Annotated in this window: 16 protein-coding genes, 1 pseudogene and 2 riboswitches; of the genes and pseudogenes, 10 read left to right on the top strand and 7 right to left on the bottom strand. The window is 62.7% G+C overall.

Annotated elements, in window-relative coordinates; translation table 11 throughout:
• Nucleotides 1-86: 86 nt before the first annotated feature.
• Nucleotides 87-1478 carry a sugar porter family MFS transporter gene (locus IV500_RS14280; RefSeq protein WP_196397483.1) on the top strand — a complete coding sequence of 464 codons (1392 nt, stop codon included), beginning with the start codon at nucleotides 87-89 and terminating at the stop codon, nucleotides 1476-1478.
• A 117-nt stretch (nucleotides 1479-1595) separates the two neighbouring features.
• Here the strand turns inward: IV500_RS14280 and cycA are convergent, their stop codons facing one another.
• Nucleotides 1596-3089: a D-serine/D-alanine/glycine transporter gene (cycA, locus tag IV500_RS14275; protein WP_196397482.1), complete on the bottom strand. Its 1494-nt coding sequence runs from the start codon at nucleotides 3087-3089 to the stop codon at nucleotides 1596-1598.
• Nucleotides 3090-3294: 205 nt separating this feature from the next.
• Nucleotides 3295-3395, top strand: a riboswitch (glycine riboswitch).
• A gap of 1 nt (nucleotide 3396) precedes the next feature.
• A riboswitch (glycine riboswitch) is annotated at nucleotides 3397-3493 on the top strand.
• 52 nt (nucleotides 3494-3545) lie between these two features.
• Here cycA and gcvP point away from each other — a divergent pair.
• The 5 genes from gcvP to IV500_RS14250 all read left to right on the top strand — a co-directional run bounded on the left by gcvP (nucleotide 3546) and on the right by IV500_RS14250 (nucleotide 11495).
• Nucleotides 3546-6551: an aminomethyl-transferring glycine dehydrogenase gene (gene gcvP, locus IV500_RS14270; RefSeq protein ID WP_196397481.1), complete on the top strand. Its 3006-nt coding sequence runs from the start codon at nucleotides 3546-3548 to the stop codon at nucleotides 6549-6551.
• Nucleotides 6552-6556: 5 nt separating this feature from the next.
• Complete coding sequence (gene gcvT / locus IV500_RS14265; RefSeq protein WP_196397480.1) at nucleotides 6557-7717, top strand: glycine cleavage system aminomethyltransferase GcvT; 1161 nt, start codon at nucleotides 6557-6559, stop codon at nucleotides 7715-7717.
• A 59-nt stretch (nucleotides 7718-7776) separates the two neighbouring features.
• Nucleotides 7777-8160, top strand: a complete 384-nt coding sequence (gene gcvH / locus IV500_RS14260; RefSeq protein ID WP_196397479.1) for a glycine cleavage system protein GcvH — start codon at nucleotides 7777-7779, stop codon at nucleotides 8158-8160.
• A 152-nt stretch (nucleotides 8161-8312) separates the two neighbouring features.
• Nucleotides 8313-9710 (top strand): L-serine ammonia-lyase, encoded by a 1398-nt coding sequence (locus tag IV500_RS14255; RefSeq protein ID WP_196397478.1) that lies wholly within the window; start codon nucleotides 8313-8315, stop codon nucleotides 9708-9710.
• 342 nt (nucleotides 9711-10052) lie between these two features.
• Complete coding sequence (locus IV500_RS14250) at nucleotides 10053-11495, top strand: lipase maturation factor family protein (RefSeq protein ID WP_196397477.1); 1443 nt, start codon at nucleotides 10053-10055, stop codon at nucleotides 11493-11495.
• A 182-nt stretch (nucleotides 11496-11677) separates the two neighbouring features.
• On the opposite strand, the gene fmdA is transcribed toward IV500_RS14250, so the two are convergent.
• The 6 genes from fmdA to IV500_RS14220 all read right to left on the bottom strand — a co-directional run bounded on the left by fmdA (nucleotide 11678) and on the right by IV500_RS14220 (nucleotide 19047).
• Nucleotides 11678-12934: a formamidase gene (gene fmdA / locus IV500_RS14245; protein ID WP_196397476.1), complete on the bottom strand. Its 1257-nt coding sequence runs from the start codon at nucleotides 12932-12934 to the stop codon at nucleotides 11678-11680.
• Nucleotides 12935-12964: 30 nt separating this feature from the next.
• A complete protein-coding gene (locus IV500_RS14240) occupies nucleotides 12965-13255 on the bottom strand; it encodes an FmdB family zinc ribbon protein (RefSeq protein ID WP_196397475.1) in 291 nt (96 codons plus the stop codon).
• A 31-nt stretch (nucleotides 13256-13286) separates the two neighbouring features.
• Entirely contained in the window at nucleotides 13287-13922 is a 636-nt protein-coding gene (locus IV500_RS14235; protein WP_196397474.1) for an AmiS/UreI family transporter, read from the bottom strand.
• Nucleotides 13923-14122: 200 nt separating this feature from the next.
• On the bottom strand, nucleotides 14123-16435 hold the full coding sequence (locus IV500_RS14230; RefSeq protein WP_196397473.1) for an FdhF/YdeP family oxidoreductase: 2313 nt from the start codon (nucleotides 16433-16435) through the stop codon (nucleotides 14123-14125).
• Between the two features lie 161 nt (nucleotides 16436-16596).
• The gene (locus IV500_RS14225) at nucleotides 16597-18285 is read right to left on the bottom strand and encodes a DUF6297 family protein (protein ID WP_196397472.1); all 1689 of its coding nucleotides are present in this window, start codon (nucleotides 18283-18285) and stop codon (nucleotides 16597-16599) included.
• 9 nt (nucleotides 18286-18294) lie between these two features.
• Nucleotides 18295-19047, bottom strand: coding sequence for an ABC transporter ATP-binding protein (locus IV500_RS14220; protein WP_196397471.1), 753 nt, complete (start codon nucleotides 19045-19047; stop codon nucleotides 18295-18297).
• A 226-nt stretch (nucleotides 19048-19273) separates the two neighbouring features.
• Between IV500_RS14220 and IV500_RS14215 the strand changes: the two genes are divergently transcribed.
• The 4 genes and pseudogenes from IV500_RS14215 to IV500_RS21555 all read left to right on the top strand — a co-directional run.
• Entirely contained in the window at nucleotides 19274-20218 is a 945-nt protein-coding gene (locus IV500_RS14215) for a ParA family protein (protein WP_376770212.1), read from the top strand.
• Nucleotides 20202-21023, top strand: coding sequence for a segregation and condensation protein A (locus IV500_RS14210; protein ID WP_312875936.1), 822 nt, complete (start codon nucleotides 20202-20204; stop codon nucleotides 21021-21023). Before IV500_RS14215 ends, IV500_RS14210 begins: the two co-directional genes overlap by 17 nt.
• Nucleotides 21020-21676 carry an SMC-Scp complex subunit ScpB gene (gene scpB / locus IV500_RS14205; protein ID WP_196397469.1) on the top strand — a complete coding sequence of 219 codons (657 nt, stop codon included), beginning with the start codon at nucleotides 21020-21022 and terminating at the stop codon, nucleotides 21674-21676. Before IV500_RS14210 ends, scpB begins: the two co-directional genes overlap by 4 nt.
• Nucleotides 21677-22019: 343 nt before the next feature.
• Nucleotides 22020-23207, top strand: a pseudogene (locus IV500_RS21555) (pseudouridine synthase); the annotation flags it as partial.
• Between the last annotated feature and the right edge of the window lie 4 nt (nucleotides 23208-23211).

Here is a 23211-nt window from a genome sequence, read left to right as displayed (position 1 = left end):
GTCGGTGTCAGTGCCCATCTGTTGCCCCCCGGGTGCCGGGGATAGAGTGAAATGCGCACACCCGGCATCGAGGGAACGAGTTTTACATGAGTCAGCAGCAAGCCCGGCAACAACCTGCGGACAAGGAGGGATCCCGCGCACTGGTCTACGCGGTCAGTATTATTGCGGCGCTGGGCGGTCTGCTCTTCGGCTACGACACCGGCGTCATTTCCGGTGCGCTGCTGTTCATCGGCGACGAATTCCACCTGGATCCGCTTTCCGAGGGCGTCGTGGTGAGCTCGCTGCTGATCGGCGCCATGGTCGGCGCCATCGCGTGCGGACCGCTGGCGGACAAAATCGGCCGTCGTTTATGCATCACCGGGGCTGCAGCGGTCTTTGCCATCGGCGCCATCGTGGCGGCGCTTTCCCCGAACGTGGAAACGCTCATCACCGCCCGCGTGATCCTGGGCATCGCCGTGGGCGCCGCCTCCGTCCTGGTGCCGCTGTTCATTGCCGAGGCGGCGCCACCGGCCATCCGAGGCAAGCTGGTTTCGTTTAACCAACTGATGATCACCATTGGCATCCTGGTCGCATACCTGACGAACGCGGCCTTCGCCTACGACGGCGGCTGGCGCTGGATGTTCGGCCTGGCACTGATTCCGTCGGCTGCATTGGGCATCGGCATGCTGTTCCTGCCGGAAACTCCGCGCTGGCTAGTGGAAAAAGGCCGGATCGAGGAGGCCAAGGCCGTGCTGCTGCGGCTGCGCGGTCCCCGCATTGCGGCCGCGGAGCTGGGGGATATCCGACGGACCAAATCCGAGCAACAGCATAAGTCCACGCTCCGTGACCTGGCCAAACCCTGGGTGCGCCCGGCGCTCATCGCCGGCATCGGTGTCTCGGTGATCGGCCAGGCCAGCGGCATCAACACCGTTATCTACTATGCTCCCACGATCTTCAATGCCACGGGTCTGGGGCCATCAGCGGCCATTCTGGCAACCGCCGGAGTGGGAGCCGTGAACGTGGTGATGACGCTGGTAGGGATGTCTCTGGTGGACAGGGTGGGCCGTCGGCTGCTGCTGATGATCGGCTTTGCCATCATGACGTTAAGCCTTCTGGTTTTGGGACTGGTTTTGCTGCCGGATCCGCTGCCGGCCTCCGCGGGCTGGATCGCCATCATCTGCGTGGCCGTCTACATCGCCGCTTTCGCGGTGAGCGTCGGCGTCGTCGTCTTTGTCCTGCCATCGGAGCTGTACCCGCTAAGCATCAGAGGCTCGGCGATGAGTACCACCTTGCTGTGCAACTGGGGGATGAACTTCATCGTTTCGCTGACGTTCCTGTCCCTGTTCCACAGTCTCGGGAAATCTCCGGTGTTCTGGCTGTACGCGGTGATCTGTGCCCTGGGCTGGTTCTTCGCCGTTAAGCTGGTACCCGAAACGAAAGGCCGCAGCCTGGAGGAAATCGAGAGCTGGCTGCGCAGCAGGGAAAAAACCGCGCCCTAAAAACGGCAGCGCACTAATGAAGACCCCGACCCCGACCCCGGCTGGCCGGCACTGGTGGCGCCAAGAGGGGCATAGCGGTGCCACCAATGCTGACCGGTGGGGGCGTGCGAACGTACTTCAGTTCCCGGCAGGCGCCTGGGCGTCTGCGAGGGCGTTCTTGTCCGACTGCAGCTGCTCCTGGAAGCGCGCGTACCGTGCCAGGTGACCGGGCCGGCGCCGGATAATCAACCACGCCACAGCCAGGAGCGCAAACCAGATGGGTGTCACCAGCAGAGCCTGCAGCGTATCCGCCTGCTGCGTCAGGGCCCAGATTATGAACGCGAAGAAGGCCAGCACCACGTAGCACATGACAACACCGCCGGGCATCTTAAATTTGGACGCGGTATGCAGGTGCGGCCGCCGTTTGCGGAAGACCAGATAACTGAGAAGGATGATGGTCCAGACGAACATGAACAGCAGGGCCGAGATGGTCGTCACTACCGTGAACGCCTCGATGATGGATTGACCCGCGTAAAGCAGCGCCACCCCAGCGAGCAGGAACATGCAGGAGAAGATGAGGGCGTTGGCCGGCACATGGTTGCGGGTGAGTCTGCCGAACTTCCGCGGGGCGTCCCCCTCCTGCGCAAGCCCGAACACCATCCGCGACGTGGAGTAGATACCGGAATTTGCCGATGAGGCCGCACTGGTAAGGACCACGAAGTTGATCATACCTGCGGCAATGAGCAGTCCCGCCAGCGAAAACATGGCCACGAACGGGCTCTTGTCCGCCGTAATTTCCCGCCACGGTGTCACCGAGATAATGACAATCAGCGCCACGACATAGAAGAGCATGACGCGGACCGGAATGGAGTTAATGGCCTTGGGCAGATTCTTTTCCGGGTCCTTGGCCTCGGCTGCGGTGGTGCCCACCAGTTCAATGCCGACAAAGGCAAACACGGCAATCTGGAACCCTGCCACAAAACCCATCGGCCCGGTGGGGAAGAGACCACCGTCGCTCCACAGATTCGTAAAGCCGGCCTGCTCACCGCTGGGCGCGTGGAAAGCGGTGAAGATCATTACCAGACCCACGATGATCAACGTGACGATGGCGACGATCTTGACCAGAGCGAACCAGAATTCCGTCTCCCCGAAGGCTTTAACCGTAGGGAGATTCAGCCCCAGCAACACAGCGATGGCGGCAAGCGCCGGAATCCACAGTGGAACAGCGGGCCACCAAAACCGCACGTAACCGGCGATCGCTATGATGTCCGCGATGCCCGTGACAATCCAGCAGAACCAGTATGTCCAGCCGGTGAAGAATCCCACCCACGGGCCGAGCAGATCAGCCGAGAAATCGCTGAAGGACTTGTATTTGAGGTTGGAGAGCAGCAGTTCCCCCATGGCGCGCATGACGAAAAAGAGCATGAAGCCAATAATCATATAGACGAAAATGACCGAGGGGCCCGCAAGGCTGATGGTTTTCCCGGACCCCATGAACAGGCCGGTGCCGATAGCGCCGCCGATGGCGATCAGTTGGATGTGCCGGTTGGACAATGAGCGGGTCAGATGCGGGCCTTCCGCGGCCGGCTCTGGGGTGCGGACCGGCGGTTGAACCGTCGTGCTTTCAGACATGGAACTTCCCTTGAAAATGGATAAAGCGCGCCAAAAAGGGCGGCGGTGGCGGGGCTTGCCCGGAGTTGATGTTGCCGCTTTGGCCGCGGCTGCCTGGGTTTTCAGTGTGCTGTCGCTCACGCAATAAAGTCAAACGCGCACCGCTTTGCGAGCCGCACTGCATCCGGTAGACTGGTGAGCCGAATCACCACAATTTAATAGCCTTTGAACTGCGGCGGGAGAGTCCTGCCGGTGTAACACCCAGCAGGCGCCGTAGGAGCAAATCCTCCCCAGGAATCTCTCAGGCACCTGTACCGCTGCGGCAAGGCAACTCTGGAAAGCAGTCAGGCGAAAGCCCCGGCTCACCGACGGTGCAAGCGGAAGATTCCCGCGGAAACTCTCAGGTCCAATACAGAGCGGGGAGGAACTCGGTCCGCATCCGGCGTCTTTTGGCGTCGGCCAACCTTGGAGTTCCTCATGACGGTTCAGTCTTCGCCCACCAATTTCGCCGACCGCCACATTGGCGCGCGCCGGCAATCCGACATCAACACGATGCTCAAAGCCATCGGGTACGACAGCCTCGAGGGCCTGGTGGATGTGGCGCTGCCGGAGAGCATCCGGGCGCCAAAGCCGCTCGCTCTGCAGCCGGCCATGACCGAGGCACAAACGCTCGCCGCGCTGCGCGGGATTGCGGGCAAGAATAAGACCGCCGTACAGATGATTGGCCAGGGCTACTACGACACACTGACCCCTGCAGTGATTCGCCGCAATATTCTGGAAAACCCGGCCTGGTACACCGCCTACACGCCGTACCAGCCGGAGATCTCGCAGGGCCGGCTGGAGGCTCTGCTGAATTTCCAGACCATGGTCGCTGATCTCACCGCGCTGCCTGTGGCAAACGCGTCGTTGCTCGACGAAGCCACCGCTGTGGCCGAGGCGGTGCTGCTGATGCGCCGGGCCAATAAGGCACCGGGTGCCGGAGCCGGCAAAACGGTGCTGGATGCGGACCTGCTGCCGCAGACGCTGGCCATCGTGCTGGGCCGCGCACAGGCTCTGGATTTCGAGGTTGAGGTAGCAGACCTGTCGGCCGGATTGCCGGCGGGTGCCATCAACGGGATCGTGCTGCAGCAGCCGGGTGTCTCCGGTCGCGTTTTCGATCACGCCCCGGTCATCGCCGCCGCGAAGGAACGTGGTGCCATGGTCACCGTCGCCGCTGACCTGCTGGCTTTGACCCTGATTGTTGCGCCGGGGGAGCAGGGTGCAGACATCGCCGTCGGTACGGCCCAGCGTTTTGGCGTTCCGCTGTTTTACGGTGGACCGCACGCGGCATACATGGCGGTCCGCAAGGGTCTGGAGCGTTCGCTTCCGGGTCGCCTCGTGGGCGTATCCAAGGACGACGCCGGTCTGCCGGCCTACCGCTTGGCGCTGCAGACCCGCGAGCAGCACATCCGCAGGGAAAAGGCGACCTCCAACATCTGCACTGCGCAGGCTCTGCTGGCCATCGTCGCAAGCATGTATGCGGTTTATCATGGCCCGGACGGCCTGAAAGCGATTGCCGAGCGCGCCCACGCCCACGCCCGCACCTTGGCTGCGGCGCTGACGTCCGCCGGCCTGGAACTGGTCAGCGGGTCATTCTTCGACACGCTCACCGTCCGCGTCCCAGGCAAAGCGGCAGAAATCATTGCCGACGCGGAGGGCCGCGGCATCAATCTGCGCGTCATTGATGCGGACACCGTGGGCGTCTCGACGGATGAAACGACGACGGCGGACACCATCGCCGCGGTAGTGGCCGCCTTCGGCGCCACTGCAACAGCCACAACCGAAACCGGAGCCGACGCCGGAACCAACGACGGCACCGCAGAGCCTGGCTTCGAGCTGCCCGCCGACGTCGTCCGTTCCTCCGGTTACCTGACCCACCCCGTTTTCCACAGCCACCGTTCCGAAACCGCGCTGCTGCGCTACATGCGTCGGCTCAGCGACCGGGACCTGGCGCTGGACCGCACCATGATCCCGCTGGGTTCGTGCACCATGAAGCTGAACGCGACGGTGGAGATGGAGCCCATTTCGTGGCCGGAATTCGCCTCCATCCACCCGTTCGCGCCCGATTCGCAGACCGAGGGCTGGCGGGAGCTGATCGCCGATCTGGAACAGAACCTGGCGGAGATCACCGGCTACGATCAGGTTTCGATTCAGCCCAACGCCGGCTCCCAGGGCGAACTCGCAGGCCTGCTCGCCATCCGGGGCTACCATCGGTCCCGCGGGGATGAGCAGCGCCGCATTTGCCTGATTCCGGCCTCCGCGCACGGCACCAACGCGGCCTCAGCTGTGCTCGCCGGAATGAAGGTCGTCGTCGTCGCCACCGCTCCCGACGGCAGCATCGACCATGCGGACCTGCAGGGCAAAATCGACGCCAACAAGGATACGCTGGCGGCGATCATGATCACCTACCCGTCCACGCACGGGGTATTTGACGACGACGTCCGGCTGGTCTGCGACGCTGTACACGCCGCGGGCGGCCAGGTCTACATCGACGGCGCCAACCTTAACGCTCTTGTGGGACTGGCGCAGCCAGGCCAGTTCGGCGGCGACGTCTCGCACCTGAATCTGCACAAGACGTTCTGCATTCCGCACGGCGGCGGCGGTCCCGGTGTTGGACCGGTGGCGGCCAAGGCGCACCTGGCACCCTTCATGCCCGGCGACGCCGCAGCCGCCCTGGATTCTGCGCAGAGCGGGTTGAACGGCGCTGGCAGCGCTGATTCCGCAAGTGCGGGGGTGCCGATCTCGGCGTCCCGCTTTGGCTCCGCCGGTGTGCTGCCGATCTCGTGGGCCTATGTGAAGCTGATGGGCGGGGACGGTCTGACCGAGGCGACCAAGTCGGCGCTGCTGGCGGCGAACTATGTGGCATCCCGGCTGAACGAGCACTTTCCGATTCTTTATACCGGCACCGGCGGCCTAGTGGCGCACGAATGCATCCTGGATCTGCGGGAGCTGACCGCCCGTACCGGCGTGAGCGCCGAAGATGTGGCCAAACGCCTGATTGACTACGGTTTCCATGCGCCCACCCTCGCCTTCCCCGTTGCCGGAACCCTGATGGTCGAGCCCACCGAGTCGGAGGATCTGGCCGAAATGGACCGATTCATCGATGCGATGATCGCCGTCAAGGGTGAGATTGATCAGGTGGCCGCCGGTGATTTCACCGCGGAGGAAAGTCCTTTGCGCAAGGCTCCGCACACAGCGGCCGCTGTTGTTACCAGCAACTGGGACCGCCGCTATAGCCGCGAGCAGGCCGCCTTCCCGCTGGCTTCGCTCCGGACGGATAAATACTTCCCGCCGGTCGGCCGGATTGACGGCGCCAATGGCGACCGCAACCTGATCTGCTCCTGCCCGCCGATCGAAGCGTTCGAAGACGCACCCGCCGCGTCGGTGGAAAAGTCCAACACAGCGGTCCCCGCTGCAGCAGCCACTTCCACACAGAACCGGTGACCGTCATGACTGAACCAACTGTTTCGCGGCACACCGCACTCTACGCCGAGCATGCAAAGCTGGGCGCGTCCTTTACCGACTTTGGCGGCTGGCAGATGCCGCTCAAATACAGCAGCGAACTTGCCGAGCACCACGCCGTGCGGAAATCGGCCGGGCTCTTTGATCTCTCCCACATGGGCGAAGTCCAGGTTACCGGCCCGGATACCGGAGCGTTTCTGGATTTTGCCCTGGTGGGGAAGCTCTCCGCCGTTGTGGACGGGAAGGCCAAATACTCGCTGATCTGCAATGCCGATGGCGGCATCATTGACGATCTGATCAGCTACCGCCGTTCCGCGGACAACTACCTGGTGGTGCCGAACGCGGGGAACGCCGAGGTGGTGGCCCGGGAACTGGCACAGCGCTCGGCCGGATTCGACGTCCTCGTGCAGGACCAGTCCGCAGCGACCTCACTGATTGCATTGCAGGGCCCGGACGCCGAGGCGATTCTGTTGACACTGGTCCCGGCCGAACAAGCCGATACCGTGCGCGGTCTTAAGTACTATGCCAGCACCAACGTGCAGGTACAGGCAGGTGGCGGCACAGAAGGCGGCAGCGGCCTCATGGATGTACTTCTTGCCCGCACCGGCTACACCGGCGAGGATGGCTTCGAGCTGTACATTCCCAATGCCCAGGCCCCGGCATTGTGGAAGGCACTGCTCGCGGCCGGCGGCGAAAAGCTGATTCCGGCCGGCCTCGCCTGCCGTGATTCGCTGCGTCTGGAGGCCGGAATGCCGCTCTACGGCAACGAGCTCAGTATCGACGGTGACCCGTATTCGGCCGGCCTCGGACCGGTCGTCGCGCTCTCCAAGGAATCGGACTTTGTCGGCCGCCCGGCGCTGGAGGCAAAGAAAGCCAGCGGCGCCGGTAAAACCACCGGGCGCAGGCTGGTCGGGCTGCAGGGAATGGGCCGCCGCGCGGGACGCTCGCATTACCCCGTCACACTGGACGGGGCCGTCGTCGGAGAAGTCACGTCCGGAGCCCTGAGCCCCACGCTCGGCTACCCGGTGGCTCTGGCCTATGTCGACGTCGAACACATAATGCCCGGCACCGAGCTGAGCGTGGATCTGCGCGGCAAAGCCGAACCCTTCAAAGTTGTGGACCTGCCCTTCTACAAGCGGGAAAAGTAAACCATCGCCGGCGGGCCCGGTTCTGCCGTAGCTGCGCACTTTTAGCGAAAGAAGACATCATGAGCAAGGTAGTACCAGGGCTGCAGTACTCCGCAGAACACGAATGGATTGCGCGCAATGGATCAGCGCACGCCACGGTCGGCGTGAGCGCCGTGGCCACAGACGCACTCGGAGACATCGTCTACGTCGACCTGCCCGAGGTTGGCGCCACCATCACCGCGGGCGAGCCGTGTGGTGAAATTGAATCCACTAAATCCGTCTCGGAACTGTTCGCGCCCGTCAGCGGGGAGATCACGGAAGTCAATAGCGCCGTCATCGACGATCCCGCGCTGGTCAATGGAGACCCGTACGGCCTCGGCTGGCTTTTCAAGGTGGACGTCAGCGCCGACGGCCCGCTGCTGAGCGCCGAGGACTACGCAGCAGCCAACGGCGGCGCGTTGTGAGCGCGCCAGCCGGAGCCGAGCCAATTACGGCGTCCCTGTCCCCGGCCGTCGTGGAAATGATCGCCGTCGAAAACCACCCGGCAGAACTCCTGGCCTAGGCCCACGGGCCAGACCCGCACGCATGTTTATCCCGCAATAGATAAGGACCAGTCATGGCAGTAGGAGTTTTCGACCTATTCTCGGTCGGCATCGGACCTTCCAGTTCACACACAGTAGGCCCGATGCGGGCAGCGGCTGTTTTCGCCGCCGAACTCGCATCGCAGGGCATCGTCGATGCTGTCACGGGTTTGCGGGTGGACCTCTACGGTTCGCTGGCGGCAACCGGCAGGGGACACGGAACCATGACAGCGGTTTTGCTGGGGTTGGAGGGCCGGGAGCCTGAACTCATCCTCCCGCAGGAAGTTCAGGACCGATTGGCCTTCTTTGAGAGCAACGGCGAGTTGGACCTCTGCGGAGCGAAGACGCTCAGCTACCGCGTGGAAGATATGATTCTGCACCCGCTGACCGTGCTCGAAAGACACACCAACGGCATGAAGTTCCAGGTCACCGATCAGGCCGGCGGTGTGCTCCACGAAGCCACCTTCTTCTCCGTTGGCGGCGGCTTCATTGTCCGCGAGGGAGAGCAAGACGCAGCGCAGCAGGAGCTGGCGGATTCCAAGCAGCAGCTACCGTACCCGTTTCGCACGGCAGCTGGACTACTCCAGCACTGCACCGCATCGGGGATGGGCATCAGCGGCGTTATGTTCGCCAATGAGTTGGTCAGCCGCTCCAAATCGGAGGTCCGCGATGGCCTGCTTCACATTCGCGACGTGATGGAGGAATCCAAAAACTCCAGCCTACAGCGCACAGGTTTGCTGCCCGGCGGACTCAAGGTCCGCCGTCGGGCACCCGACTGGCACGCCAGACTGCGGCTCGAAGACACGGACAGGGACCCGAAGTTCTGGCAGGAGTGGGTTAACCTGGTGGCCTTGGCCGTGAACGAGGAAAACGCTTCCGGTGGGCGGGTCGTCACCGCACCCACCAACGGCGCGGCGGGGATTATTCCGGCCGTCATGTTCTATGCAACCCATTACACCGACGGTATGCGTGACGGCACGCAGGAAGCCAAGGACGACGTAGTAGTGAAGTTCCTGCTTACCGCCGGCGCCATCGGGGTGCTGTACAAGGAACAGGCCTCAATCTCGGGAGCCGAAGTGGGGTGCCAGGGCGAGGTCGGCTCGGCATCCTCAATGGCTGCCGGCGCACTTGCCGAGGTCATGGGCGGGACACCTGAGCAGGTCGAAAATGCTGCCGAAATTGCGATGGAACATAACCTTGGTTTGACCTGTGATCCAATTGGCGGACTGGTCCAGGTTCCCTGCATAGAGCGCAACGCCATCGCCGCCGCGAAAGCAATCAACGCCGCCAAGATGGCCCTGTGGGGGGACGGACAGCATCGTGTTTCGTTGGATGAAGTCATCATAACCATGCGCGAAACGGGCAAAGACATGAGTTCGAAGTATAAGGAAACGGCAATGGGTGGTCTGGCGGTCAACGTCGTCGAATGCTGAGCTGACCCGTCGCACGTAAGCTCTGCTTCCCGGGGCGCCCCGAGGGCGGGGCCCTGGTTCGCAGTGCGGGCGGTTAGCGGGTGGCTTTGGGGCGGATGGTGTAGGTCTGGGCGCAGTGTGCTGTACAGGTGCGGATGCCGTTTTCCGGTTTGGACCTGGCACGCGGGGAACACGGTACGCGGTGAAGTCAGCGGCTCGTCATGGACGGGGTTTTCTCAGGTTGTATGACAAGCAGCCACCGGCGTTGACCATTTTCGGCGGCAACCGTAGCGTGGGGAATAGCCCAGCGGGTCTGAGGAATGCTGACCCGGCGCGGCTGGGTGTCGCCGGGAGTGGTTGAGCATGCAGGGATGGTTCGGATGGCTTGGTGCCGGCGGATATGAGTTCTCCCGCCAGGTGCTGCAGCGCGGAATCGCCGCGATCTTCGTTATCGCGTTTCTCTGCGCAGTGGCCCAGTTCCCTGCTCTGCTCGGTGAGCACGGCCTGCTGCCGGCTCCGAAGTTTCTGGCCCGCGCTCCCCGCCGCAGCTATCCGTCACTTTTCCACTGGCGCTACTCGGATAACCTGCTCCTCGTCGTTGCCTGGACGGGGGCCGTCCTGGCCTTTGCGCTGGTCCTTGGGCTGCCGCAGGCCGGCCCGCCGTGGGTACCGCTGGTGGTTTTCCTCTTCATCTGGGCGATGTATCTGTCGATCGTCAGCATTGGCCAGACGTTCTACGGCTTCGGCTGGGAGAGCTTGCTGCTGGAGTCGGGGTTCATCGCAGCCTTCCTCGGTTCGGACTCCGTTGCCCCGCCGGTGACCATCCTTTGGCTGCTGAGGTGGCTGGTCTTTCGGCTGGAGTTCGGTGCCGGCATGATCAAAATCCGGGGCGACACGGCATGGCGCGACCTGACTGCGCTCTATTACCACCACCAGACGCAGCCGATGCCTAATCCGCTGAGCAGATACTTCCATCACCTCCCCAAGCCGCTGCACCGCTTTGAAGTCGTGGGGAACCACTTCGCCCAGCTGATCGTGCCGTTTTTCCTCTTCGCCCCGCAGCCGCTGGCCAACATCGCCGCAGCGATCATTGTTCTCACCCAGGCGTGGCTGGTCCTGTCCGGGAATTTTGCCTGGCTCAATGTGCTCACCATGCTCCTGGCTTTCTCCGCGATCAGCAACGACGCGGTGCGCCTGGTCATTCCGGCGGTTCCGGCGGGGGCGGTCGAGTCCGCGCAACTGCCCGCCTGGTTCGCCGTCGTCGTACTGGCAGCGACAGCGTGGCTGATCGTACTCAGCTACAAGCCGCTCCGCAATCTTTTTTCGCGTCACCAGCTAATGAACGCCAGTTTTAACCGCTGGCATCTGGTGAACGCCTATGGCGCGTTCGGCAGCATTACCCGGGAACGGCATGAGGTGGTTGTGGAGGGGACGGACGACGACGATCCGGCTCAGGCGCGCTGGCGGGAGTATGAGTTTCGAGGCAAACCGGGGGATCCGCAGCGCCGGCCGCGTCAATACGCGCCCTATCATCTGCGTCTGGGCTGGATGCTGTGGTTCATGGCGTTGGGCTCGCCAAGCGATCACTGGTTTGTTCCCTTGCTCGGCAAATTGTTGGTGGCGGACCGCAGGACACTGAAACTGCTGCGCAGCGATCCCTTTGACGGTACGGCTCCGCGCTGGATCCGCGTGCGGTTGTTCTCCTACCGCTTCTCCACGCGGGTGGAGCGAAAGGCCACGGGGCTGGAGTGGATCAGGGAGCCCGCAGCCATACTGGTGGCGCCGGTGTCCCTGCGCAGAAGTTAATCCCTGCCGGGCACTCGGGCTGCCGTCTGGTGCTCCGGTTCATGCTCTGCCACACCCCTAACGCCCACTGCGCCCGCCCCTGCGCAGTGGGCGGCTGGCTTGGTGTGCACGGGCCGCGGCGGCTGGATGTCCATATTGGGGTGTGGCCAGCAGCCGGTTGGCTGCCGGCCACACCTAGAGCGTCACTTGTTGTTCGCCCTCGGCGCCCCGATGCCGGGATCGATCTGGTGCGGACCGGCGGCCGAAGGCCGGACATCAAAGTCGAAGATCGACGTCGGAATGTAGACGGTGGAACACGAGTTGGGAATATCGACGACGCCGGAGAGCCTGCCTTCGATCGGCGCGGCACCGAGCATCAGATAAACCTGCTCGGGGCTATAACCGAATTTCGTCAGGTAATCGATGGCGTGCAGACATGCCCGCTGGTAGGAGAGGTGGGAGTCCAGGTACTTCTGTTCACCATCTAGGGTGACGGAGGTTCCCGAGAACGCCAGCCACTGGCTGAATTGCGGCTCCACATTGCCCGGCAGGAAGATCGCATTTTCACTCACGCCATAGGTGTCCATTCCACCCTTGATAATGTCCACCCTCAGGTCGATAAACCCGCCCATCTCGATGGCACCGCAGAACGTGATCTCGCCGTCGCCCTGGGAGAAGTGCAGATCCCCGACCGACAAGTTCGCGCCGTCAACAAAGACCGGGTAGAAGATCCGGGAGCCCTTGGACAGGTTCTTGATGTCCTGGTTGCCGCCGTTTTCCCGCGGGGGAGCGGTACGGGCAGCCTCCCCGGCAACCCTGTCAAAGTCCGCGGATGGCAGGCTGCCGAGCACCGCGTGCCCCGCTTCCGGGGGAAGCGCCAGTGGCGGCATTCGGTTCGGATCAGTGGCGATCAAATCACCCTCGCGTTTGTTCCACTTCGCCAGCAGCGCCGCTGATGGCGCGGTACCCATCAGACCGGGGTGAATCAGGCCCGGGAAGGAAACATGGGGTACATGCCGTGAGGTGGCGATCTGGCCATTGAAGTCCCAGATTGCCTTATAGGCATCCGGGAACTGATCCACCAGGAAGCTGCCGCCGTTGTTTTTGGCAAAAATACCGGTGTATCCCCACCCCTGGCCGGCCAGGGCGCCGGTGTCTTCCTGCGGAATCGGCCCAACATCGAGGATGTCCACAATCAGGAGGTCGCCGGGCTTGGCGCCCTCGACGGCGAACGGCCCGCTGAGCTTATGCACCGTCAGCAACGGTGCGTTGAGCATATCCTCGGCGGAGTCATCGTTGACGATTGCACCGTCAAACCATTCCCGGCAATCCACCCGGAATGACTGGCCCGGTTTGACCGTGGCTACCGGCGGAATTTCAGGGTGCCATCTGTTATGGCCGATCTTCTCCTGGTCTTCGAACTTCTTACTGGAATCCAGTGGAAACAGTACTTCGGGCATTTCATCTCCTGTGACTCGTTGCTGCGTACGTTACGGGCGCGGCAGTTTCTGATGCAATGGATTAGATGTAATACGACCAGTGGTACGGGAAGGGGATCCGGGCAAACGCGAATCGATAACCTGCGGCTCGGCAGCGCTGCGTTTGGTGGAGTCAATTAATTTAAATGCGGACGAACCGGTCCTGGACAGATTCGGTGCGCTTATCCGGCGGCGCCCAGGGCTCTGACAGGTGGGGCAGAGTGCAGAATCCGGCGCATCAGTCATGGGATAGAAGGCGTCAAAGGACGAACAGTTCGGACACCGGAACTCATAAAGCGGCATAGACGCGCCTTTCGCGGTTGTGGTGGGAGGTTTAGACGGTCTGCAGAGCTCCTTCCGCTTCGGCGGGCTCCATATCCCGCGGCGGACGGCGGCCCAGATACAACGCCGCGCCGAGGGCAATTATGGAGATGACCGCGAGTCCAACGGCCAGCCCGGCATTTGTTTCGTATTTGCCGACCAGCAGGAAGAACGCCGGGATTGTGGCCGTCAGATGGCTGATAAAAATGGTGAACCACCCGGTGGCACGGGTCAGTGAGTCCTTCCCGAGTCCCATCAGAAGGAAGAACATGAACCAGAGAACGGCCCAGACAAACCAGATGACACCGAAGACCGGATCGTTCACCATGGTGAACTGCAAAGTGCCGATGACGACGGCGCTGGCGGCCACGAAGAGCGAGAACCAGCCCAGCCCCTCTGCGGTTATGCCGGTGAACTGCAGAATTCCGACATAGAGGTAGGTGAAGCCAAACAGATAGAGTCCTGCGGCGGCGAAAATCATCGCTAGGTCATTATTTGCCTGCAGGATGATGATGGTAGGAAAAATTACCTGCATACCGCCGACAAATAAATTCAAAATACCCGCCGATTTCCCGGGGATACGTCCAATAAGCATCAGGCCATTGATGAAGAGAACGGCCCCTACGTACAGCAAACCGACACTACTCATGACGCTCCAGAGTTCAAAAAATAATGGAACATGACGGCTGTGAAAAATATCCGTCACGGCAATAAAAGCAGCACCGCGGAGAAATTGTGCGGTGCAAATAAAATTGCTGTACGGTGAATTATCGATAGCCTAACCCGGCCGCATTTTTATGTCAACGGATCATTCTTAATGATTGACGGAGGCGCACGGAACCCCGGCCGTCAGCTGTTCTGCTCCGGATTTTCCGTATGCGGCACAAACCGTACGGCCATGGCCTTATACCCGGGAGTATTTGATTCACGGGCCACGAGCTCCCGGTGCATCAGCGCATTGGCTTCCGGGAAATAGGCCGCCGCGCAGCCCTGCGGCGTCGGGTAGGCCACCAGGTGGAATTTATTGGCCCGGCGTTCTGCACCCTGAAACGTGCTGATGACGTCCACCAGGTCACGGTCCCGGAAGCCCAGGGCTTTGATGTCCTCCGCATGGACCAGGATGACGCGCCGGCCGTTGGAAATACCGCGGTAACGGTCGTCCAGTCCGTAAAACGTCGTGTTGTACTGGTCGTGGCTGCGGAGGGTCTGCAGAATAAGGTGCCCGGCCGGCGGAGTCAGGTATTCCAACTCACTGACGGTGAACCGCGCCCGGCCGATGTCCGTGGCAAAGCTGCGCGTATCGCGCGGTGGATTCGGCAGGACAAAGCCGTTTTTACTCCGCAGCCGGCGGTTGAAGTCCTCGAAGCCGGGCAGGACCTTGGAAATGTGGTCGCGAATGACGTCGTAATCCTCCGCCATCGCCTTCCAGCCGACACAATGATCCTCGCCCAGGGTGGCAGTGGCCATCCGGGCAACGATGACCGGCTCGGCCAGCAGATGGTCGGAGACGGGAGTCAGCCTGCCCTGGGTGGAACGGACCACCGACATTGAGTCCTCCACGGAGAGGATCTGACGTCCGTCCGGGTGCTTGTCATCGGTGTCGGTGCGGCCCAGCGTCGGCAGGATCAAAGATGTCATCCCGTGCATAACATGCGAGCGGTTGGGCTTGGTCGAAATATGCACCGTCAGCCCCACCCGCTGCATGGCGGCCTCCAGAACCTCCGTGTCGGAGCAGGCCAGCGCAAAGTTACCGCCCATCGAGACGAAGACGTCGACGTCGTCATTCTCAAACGCCGCCACAGTGTCCACTGAGTCCAGTCCATGCCGGCGCGGGGCTTGGATGCCGAACTCCTTATCCAGGGCCGCAAGCATCCACTCGTGCGGCTTCTCCCACACTCCCATGGTGCGGTCGCCCTGCACATTGGAGTGACCGCGGACCGGGCAGGCGCCGGCTCCTGGTTTTCCGAAGTTCCCCTGCAGCAGCAGGAGGTTAATGATTTCTTTGAGCGTGTTCACCGAATGCGGCTGCTGGGTTAGTCCCAGGGCCCAGCAGATGATGGTCGCTTTGGACTCCACCAGCATTTTGGCAACGCTGGAAATCTCCAGCCGGGAGAGCCCGGTGGCCTGTTCCGTTTCGGCCCAGTCGATGGACTTGCGGGCCGCCCGGTAGGCATCGATTCCATCGGTATTGGCGGCAATAAATTCATGGTCGACGACGGAGCCTGGGACCCGCTCCTCCTCCTGAAGAAGAAGGTGACCGAGGGCCTGGAACAGCGCCAGATCGGCCCCCACCTTGATCTGCAGGAACTCATCGGCGAGCGGTGTTCCACCGCCGAGCAGCCCCGCTGGGGTTTGCGGATCCTTGAAATTGAACAGCCCGGCCTCCGGCAGAGGATTGACCGCCACGATCCGGCCGCCGTTGTCCTTGCATTCCTTCAGTGCCGACAACATGCGCGGATGATTGGTCCCGGGATTCTGGCCCACGACGAAGATCAGCTCGGCGCGGTGAATATCCTCCAGGGACACCGTGCCCTTGCCGATTCCAATGGTGGGGTTCAGCGCCGATCCGGACGACTCGTGGCACATATTGGAGCAGTCGGGGAGGTTATTTGTCCCAAGTGAGCGGGCAAACAGCTGATACATGAACGCCGTCTCGTTGGCCGTGCGGCCGGAGGTGTAAAACACGGTGCGCTCCGGGGTGGAGGCGCGGATATGCCCGCCGATTAGTTCAAAGGCCTCGCTCCATGGAATGGGCTCATAGTGTGTACCGCCTGGGCGAATCACCATTGGATGGGTGATCCGTCCTTGGTTGCCCAGCCAGTATTCCGTGCGCCCGGCCAGCTCTTCGACGGAGTGCTGAGCCCAGAAATCCGGGGTAACGGTGCGTAACGTGCTTTCTTCGGCCACCGCCTTGGCTCCATTTTCGCAGAACTCGGCCGTTTTCCGGTGGCCCTGGGATTCCGGCCACGCACAACCGGGGCAGTCCGTACCGTCGCGTTGGTTCAGCCGCAGCAGTGCCCTGGCCGTTCGTGATACGCCTGCCTGGGCTATGCCGCGGTCCAGGGCGACACCCACAGCGGTCAGTCCGGCTGCGCTCGTCTTGGGCTTTGTAACGGTCAGTTTGGTTTCGTCGATGTCCTCGACGGGGGCTCCGCGTGTCATTGACCAATAGTGCCGGTTTCCGGCCCGTAAAGCGAAGCGGCGCGGTCCGGTTGGGGCGCGGTCCGGTTGGGGCGCAGGGCCCGGTGCGGGACCCCGTGCGGGGTCTGGTGCTCCGTGGGCATACGGGACTTGGCGGCTTTAGCTGCGTTCGGGCACCAGCATCAGCGCTTCGGTGCCGCAGCAGGCAGGCCGAAGATGCCGCCGTCGCCCTTCTTTTTCGGCTTGCGTACCTTGGTGCCCCAAGCGTAGGCAATCAGGGTCAGAGCCAGCTGGATGGGGAAGGCCAGCAGCGGTACGACGCCGGAAATCAGGCAAATCAGCACCGGAAGCAACGAAATGAGGGTCAGGTCGGGGCCGATCAGGAAACTGCGGATGGCACCTGTCGGTATTGGACCCATCGCGGTGGCCACAGCGGGCATGTTCCAATCCGGTGTGGGGCGGAAGGCAGCGCGCAAGGTGGCCCCACCCAGGCCGGGCCCGGCGAGCACGGCAAGGATGATCAGCGGCCACGAACCAACGCCCAAAACATGCAGCAGTGCAAAACAGATGATCACCCAGAGCGTCATGCCTACCGCCGGGATCACATAGTGCACTCGCCGCACCGTCTTGGCAGGCAACGGCATCAGCGCATCCACGCTGGGATTACCGGCGGCGAAGCGTGCCACCGAGCCCAGGCCGGTGACGGCAAAGTGGGCGCAGAAGTACAGCACCACGGCGATCAGCGTGGCATTGCCGAGGAACTGCACGGACGCCAGGCTCGCAGGAATAGCGGCGAGGACCAGCACCCGAACCAGGGTGGCAGGCTGACGTAATTGCATCGTCAGGTGAGCGCTGAGCATCGTCAGTACGGACCGTCTGGTCAACGTGCCGCGGTGAAAAACCAGCGGCAATCTGATCCACGAATGCCCGCTGCGCGAACCGTTGCTCAGCGAGCGGGACAGCTCGCTGGCGTCCATGGACAGCACCGAGCCGGCCACGTAAGCACTCGCCACCGCACTGGATTTCAAGCTGGCGGAGCTGAGCCGCTCCAAATTGGCGTAGACGACCGCGAGCATGGCCACGGCCACGGCGGTCACCAGCAGCGGCCACAGCTGCCCATCGGCCACAAGCAGGGGCCAGCTGGTGGGCAAGTACTGCAGCCAGGACATGTCGACGCGGGTTTTTTCCGCATTGTTAATCAGCGCGGTCGCTACCAGCGACAGCGGTGCGATGACGGTGACGGCGCCGGTCAACGGGCGCAGCCAGCGTTCGCCGCCAACGATCTGCACCCAGCCGGCGATTCCGTAGAGCAGGAGCGCCAGAGCCGCCCCGCAGAGGGTGGCGAGGGCTACCAGTGCAGGGGAGCTGTCCGCGCCGATACCCAAGGACAACGGAACGACGACGGCGACGGCGCCCGCCGCCGGCCAGATCATGGACCGGAAGAATCCCGGTTGAATAAAACCTCGTCGGCGCACCGGTAGGCCGAGCCACCAGAAAGTCTGCGGCACCGTCATGGCGATGGGGCCGATATTCATTTGCACGCTCAGCAGCGCTGCCGCCAGCGTCAGCATCAGCGTAGCGCTTGCCTGCAGCGGTTCCAGACTGGCGAAACCGGGGGCCAGGGCGCTGGCTGACCATGCCGGTTCAGATCCGAGTCCCAGTGAGTGCCGCAGCCCGACGATGATGGCCCCGGACATGACAATCAGGACGACGGCGCCGAAAACGTAGGTGTAGATCTCCGAGATGAGCTCCATGATGCCACCCTCGGAACGGGCCAGGCCGACCTTAAAGGTATAGCGGCGGATCTCCTTGGCGCTGAGCGTTGGCCCGTGCGCGGCTGCCGGCTCTGAGGTGGACGTCGAATAAGACATAGCGGCCGTTCAGCCCGCGTGCGGGTTCTCGGAGGAGATGGCCAGGGCAGCCTGGTCCGGAGTCATTTTCTTTACCACGTCGTCCACAAAAATCGCCCGGGTGGCCACGATGGACAAGAACTCAGGGTCATGGGTCACCAGCAGCAATCCCAGACCGGCGTCGACCTCGCTGCGCAACCGCTCGGCCAGCCGTGCCCGCATTCCGGTGTCCAGGCGCTGCTCGGGCTCGTCCAGAACGAGCAGGGAGCGCGGCCGGACGAAGGCCGCAGCGAGGAGCATCCTCCGCCGCTGTCCGGAGGAAAGGTTGTGCGGCAGCGCGGCACGCTCGCCGGTGAGACCGAAGAACTCCAGCTCCGTGTCGATGAGGTCTTCGACCACGGTGGATCCGTGGCCCGCGGCCACAATGGCCAGGTGCTCCTCCACCGTCAACGCAGGAAAGAAGGCGTCGTCGTCGAAGACCATCGCTACCTCCCGGCGGAAGTCCAGCCGGCGGTCATCGGCCTCCTGGCCGCGAATATGCGTCGTACCGCTGATCGCTTCCAACTGGCCGACGACGGTCTTGAGAACCGTCGACTTTCCGGCCCCATTAGGGCCGACCAACGCGATAGCCTCGGCCTCCCGGAGGGTGAAGGCGATCTCACCGCAGACAGGTTTTGTGCCATAGCCGACCCGCAGCCTGTCGGCGCGGACCAGCTCGGGGCGCACGGCGGTGGCGGAACCACCACCGGCGGCAGGCTTGGCGGGTTTATGCGGTTTACTCATGTCTTTGAAAGTATAGAGGTGCGGAGCCTGGCCTTCCGTGCCGGAATGTCAAAGAAAGCACAAGGATGGCGAAACAGGGAACTTTCAGCCTCAACTTGAGGTTCAAGGCTCAAAACCCTCCGCGCGTCAATGTGCCGAATCCTACCGGTAGCGGGCGGTAACCTAGTAGAGGCGGACCGGCGACCTTCGCCAGGAATTACACGGACGAGAAAGCGTGGACTAATACGTGAGCAACGATCAGAGTTCAACAACTCTGGAAGGCACAGACCGGACGGGTAGTGCCTCCAGCGGTACGGAACCGGAGCCCACGGACCTGGACCTTAGCGGCACCGTAATGGGTCCCACCGGCCGTCCGCTGAGGGAATTCCCGGAGCCACCCGTCCTTTCCTCGCACGGCCCCGCCCGTGTTATCGCCATGGTCAACCAGAAGGGCGGGGTGGGTAAGACCACCTCCACCATTAATCTCGGTGCCGCGCTGGCGGAGGCCGGCCGGCGCGTGCTGCTGGTGGACTTCGACCCGCAGGGCGCGCTGAGCGCTGGCCTCGGGACGAATCCGCATGAGCTCGACCTCACCGTCTATAACGTGCTGATGGACCGCAAAGTGGATATCCGCGATGCCATCCGGCACACCGGGATCGAGAATATCGATCTGCTTCCTGCCAACATCGACCTTTCCGCCGCCGAGGTGCAGCTGGTCAATGAAGTAGCGCGGGAACAGGTACTCGACCGTGCGCTGAAAAAGGTCGAAGATGACTACGATGTGGTCTTGATCGACTGCCAGCCGTCGCTGGGCCTGCTCACGGTCAATGCCCTCACCGCGGCGCACGGCGTGATCATTCCGCTGATCTGTGAATTCTTTGCCCTACGGGCGGTGGCCCTGCTGGTGGAGACCATTGAAAAAATCCAGGACAGGATCAATCCGGGGCTGCAGATCGACGGTGTACTCGCGACGATGTACGACGCCCGGACGCTGCACGGCCGGGAGGTCATTTCCCGTCTGGTCGAGGCCTTCGGCGACAAGGTCTTCGAAACCGTCATTAAGCGCACCATCAAGTTTGCCGATGCCACGGTCGCGGCGGAGCCCATCACCAGTTACGCCGGAAACCATCAGGGTGCGGACGCCTACCGCCGGCTGGCCAAGGAACTCGTGGCCCGTGGCGGCTCGCCCTAAACCGGCAGAGTCTGCGGGTTTTGAAGTCAGACTGGAGAACTTCAGTGGACCATTCGACCTGTTGCTGGGCCTGATTTCCAAGCACGAAATGGACATCACCGATGTGGCGCTGGCCCAGGTGACGGATGAGTTCATCGGATATCTTCGACGTCTGCGTGAGGCCGGCGCGGATTGGGCACTGGATGAGGCCAGCGAATTCGTGGTCCTGGCCGCCACCTTGCTCGAGCTCAAGGCGGCGCGGCTGCTGCCGGCCGGTGAGGCGGAGAATGACGACGACCTGGCGTTGCTGGAGACGCGTGATCTGCTCTTTGCGCGGCTGCTTCAGTACAAGGCCTTTAAGGAAATCGCAGCCATCATCGGGGACCGGCTGGAGAGCGAGGCCGAACGCTTTCCGCGGCTGACTGCCCTGGAGCCGCACTTCGCAGCTCTGCTTCCTGAGCTGCTGTGGCGGCACACGCCGGAAAAGTTCGCCGCCCTGGCGCGGGCAGCGCTCACACCCCGGGTTCCGGCGCCGACGGCGGTCGGCCTGGGCCATCTGCATGCTCCTACGGTGGATGTGAAGGAGCAGTCAGAGATCATCGCAGCGATGCTGGCGGTTGGTCATGCGATGTCATTTCGCGTGCTGATAGCGGATGCAGCGACTACTTTGGTGGTGGTTGCACGGTTCCTGGCTTTGCTGGACATGTTCCGCGATGCCGTGGTGGCCTTCGAGCAGGCCGGTCCGCTGGGCGAACTGCAGGTGCACTGGACGGGCGCCTTCGCATACAAGGAATTGGACAGTGAGTCTGGAATGGATCGGGAATGAGCCGGGAGAATGAGTTGATGGATACCGGGTCGATGGACATTGTGAACTTGCCTGGCGGTGCCAAGGCGGCACTGGAAGCGGTCCTGATGGTCACGGACGAGCCGGTCGCCGAAGCACAGCTTGCCGCCGTCGTCGGACTTGGGGTTGATCAGGTGGGCGCACTGCTCGTCGCTCTGCAGCGGGAGTATGACGGCTATACTAGTACGTGCAATGATGCATGCCCGGTCTCTGCAGCACCTGCAACGGCAGCACCACGGGGATTCGAGCTGCGCAAGGTCGCGGGCGGCTGGCGCATTTATTCGCGCACGGATTTTGCCCACATTGTTTCGCGTTTTGTGATGGACGGCCAAACGGCCAAGCTCACACAAGCCGCACTGGAGACTTTGGCCGTTATCGCGTACCGGCAGCCCGTATCGCGTGCGCGGGTTTCCGCCATTCGCGGGGTCAACGTCGACTCCGTGGTCCGCTCCCTTGCTCAACGAGGTCTGATCGAGGAATCGGGAACCGATGCCGAGTCGGGCGCGGTGCTCTACCAGAGCACACATTACTTTCTGGAACGGATGGGAATCAGCAGCGCGGAGGATCTTCCGCAGCTCGCTCCACACCTGCCCGGACTGGAAAATCTCCAGGATTTTGAAGATTCATCGTACTGACCAGCTATTCGATTATTAATATCGATTTTTATGAGGAAACGCAATGACACCGTCGCACCGCTCAGATGATTCCGGACGCGGCCCTTCCGGCCAAGGACGGGACCAGGACCGGAACCAGCCGCGCAACGGGGGACCGCGCGGCGGCGCGCCCCGATCGGTTGGCTCCCGGACAGGTGGCTCCGGGACGGGTAGCTCCCGGTCAGATCGGTCCGGATCCGATGCACCACGTTCACAGGGCGCGCGCGGCGGAGAACGGCGCACCAGCACTCCATGGTCCGGGGATCGAGAGTCGGCAGCTCCGCGCTCGGATGATCGCCGCGCCGGTGCTCCGCGGTCGGACGACCGCCGGTCTGCTCCGCGCTCGGATGATCGCCGCGCGGGTGCGCCGCGGTCGGATGATCGTCGGTCTGCGCCGCGGTCCGATGACCGCCGCGCGGGTGCTCCGCGGTCGGATGATCGCTGGTCTGCTCCTCGTTCCGATGATCGTCAAGCCGGCGCGCCGCGCTCGAATGCACCCTATGCGCGCGCTCCCGGCTCCGGTGCACCGCGGATCGGCAATGGCACCGGCGGACCTTCCAAATTCGGTGCTGCGCGCAACTCAACCAGCCCCGGTCCGGGAAAATCAGGTGCGGCGAAATCTGCCGGCGTAAAATCCGGGGCGCCAAAGTCAGGTGCGCCAAGGGGGCCACGTGCTTTCGGCAACGAACGATTTGGCGGGAATCTCGGTCCGGTTAAGAACCGTCCCACCGAGCAGAATCGGCGTCGGGAGGATCAGGGCCCGTATGTGGATATGCATGACCCTGACGGCATCCGGCTGCAGAAGCTGATGGCATCGGCCGGTGTTGCCTCCCGTCGCGTCTGCGAAGACATGATCGAAGCGGGCCGCGTCGAGGTGGACGGGCAGATCATCAACGAAGTCGGGCTGCGCGTCGATCCTAAAAAGGTTGCTATCACCGTGGACGGTATTCGACTGCAGCTGGACGAATCCCAGGTCTATATGGTGTTCAACAAGCCCAAGGGTGTCGTTTCAACGATGGACGATCCCGAGGGCCGTCCTTGCATTAGTGACTTCCTGAAAAACCGACATGGCAACGAACGCCTTTTCCACGTCGGACGCCTGGATACGGCTACCGAAGGGCTGCTGCTGCTCACTAACGACGGTGAGCTGGCCAACCGCCTGTCGCATCCGAAGTATGAGGTTCCCAAGACCTACATGGCGCAGGTTCGCGGGCCGATGGGCCAGGGAGTCGGTGCCCGGATGCGCGACGGGATCGAGCTGGAGGACGGCGTTGCACGGGTGGATTCGTTCAAGCTGGTGGACTCTACCCCTGGACACATCCTTGTCGAGGTTGTCCTGCACTCCGGCAAGAACCGCATTGTCCGCCGTCTCTTTGACGCGGTGGGATACCCAGTTGAGCGCCTTGTCCGCGTCCAGGTGGGGCCGATCCGAATGAACGATCAGCGCCAGGGCAGCATCCGGGTCCTGGGCCGGCAGGAAGTAGGGCACCTGCTCGCTTCTGTGGGGCTCTAACAGA

This window comes from Arthrobacter terrae, assembly GCF_015708085.1.
Lineage (GTDB): Bacteria > Actinomycetota > Actinomycetes > Actinomycetales > Micrococcaceae > Arthrobacter_M > Arthrobacter_M terrae.
This window is presented reverse-complemented; position numbering and strand designations above follow the sequence as displayed.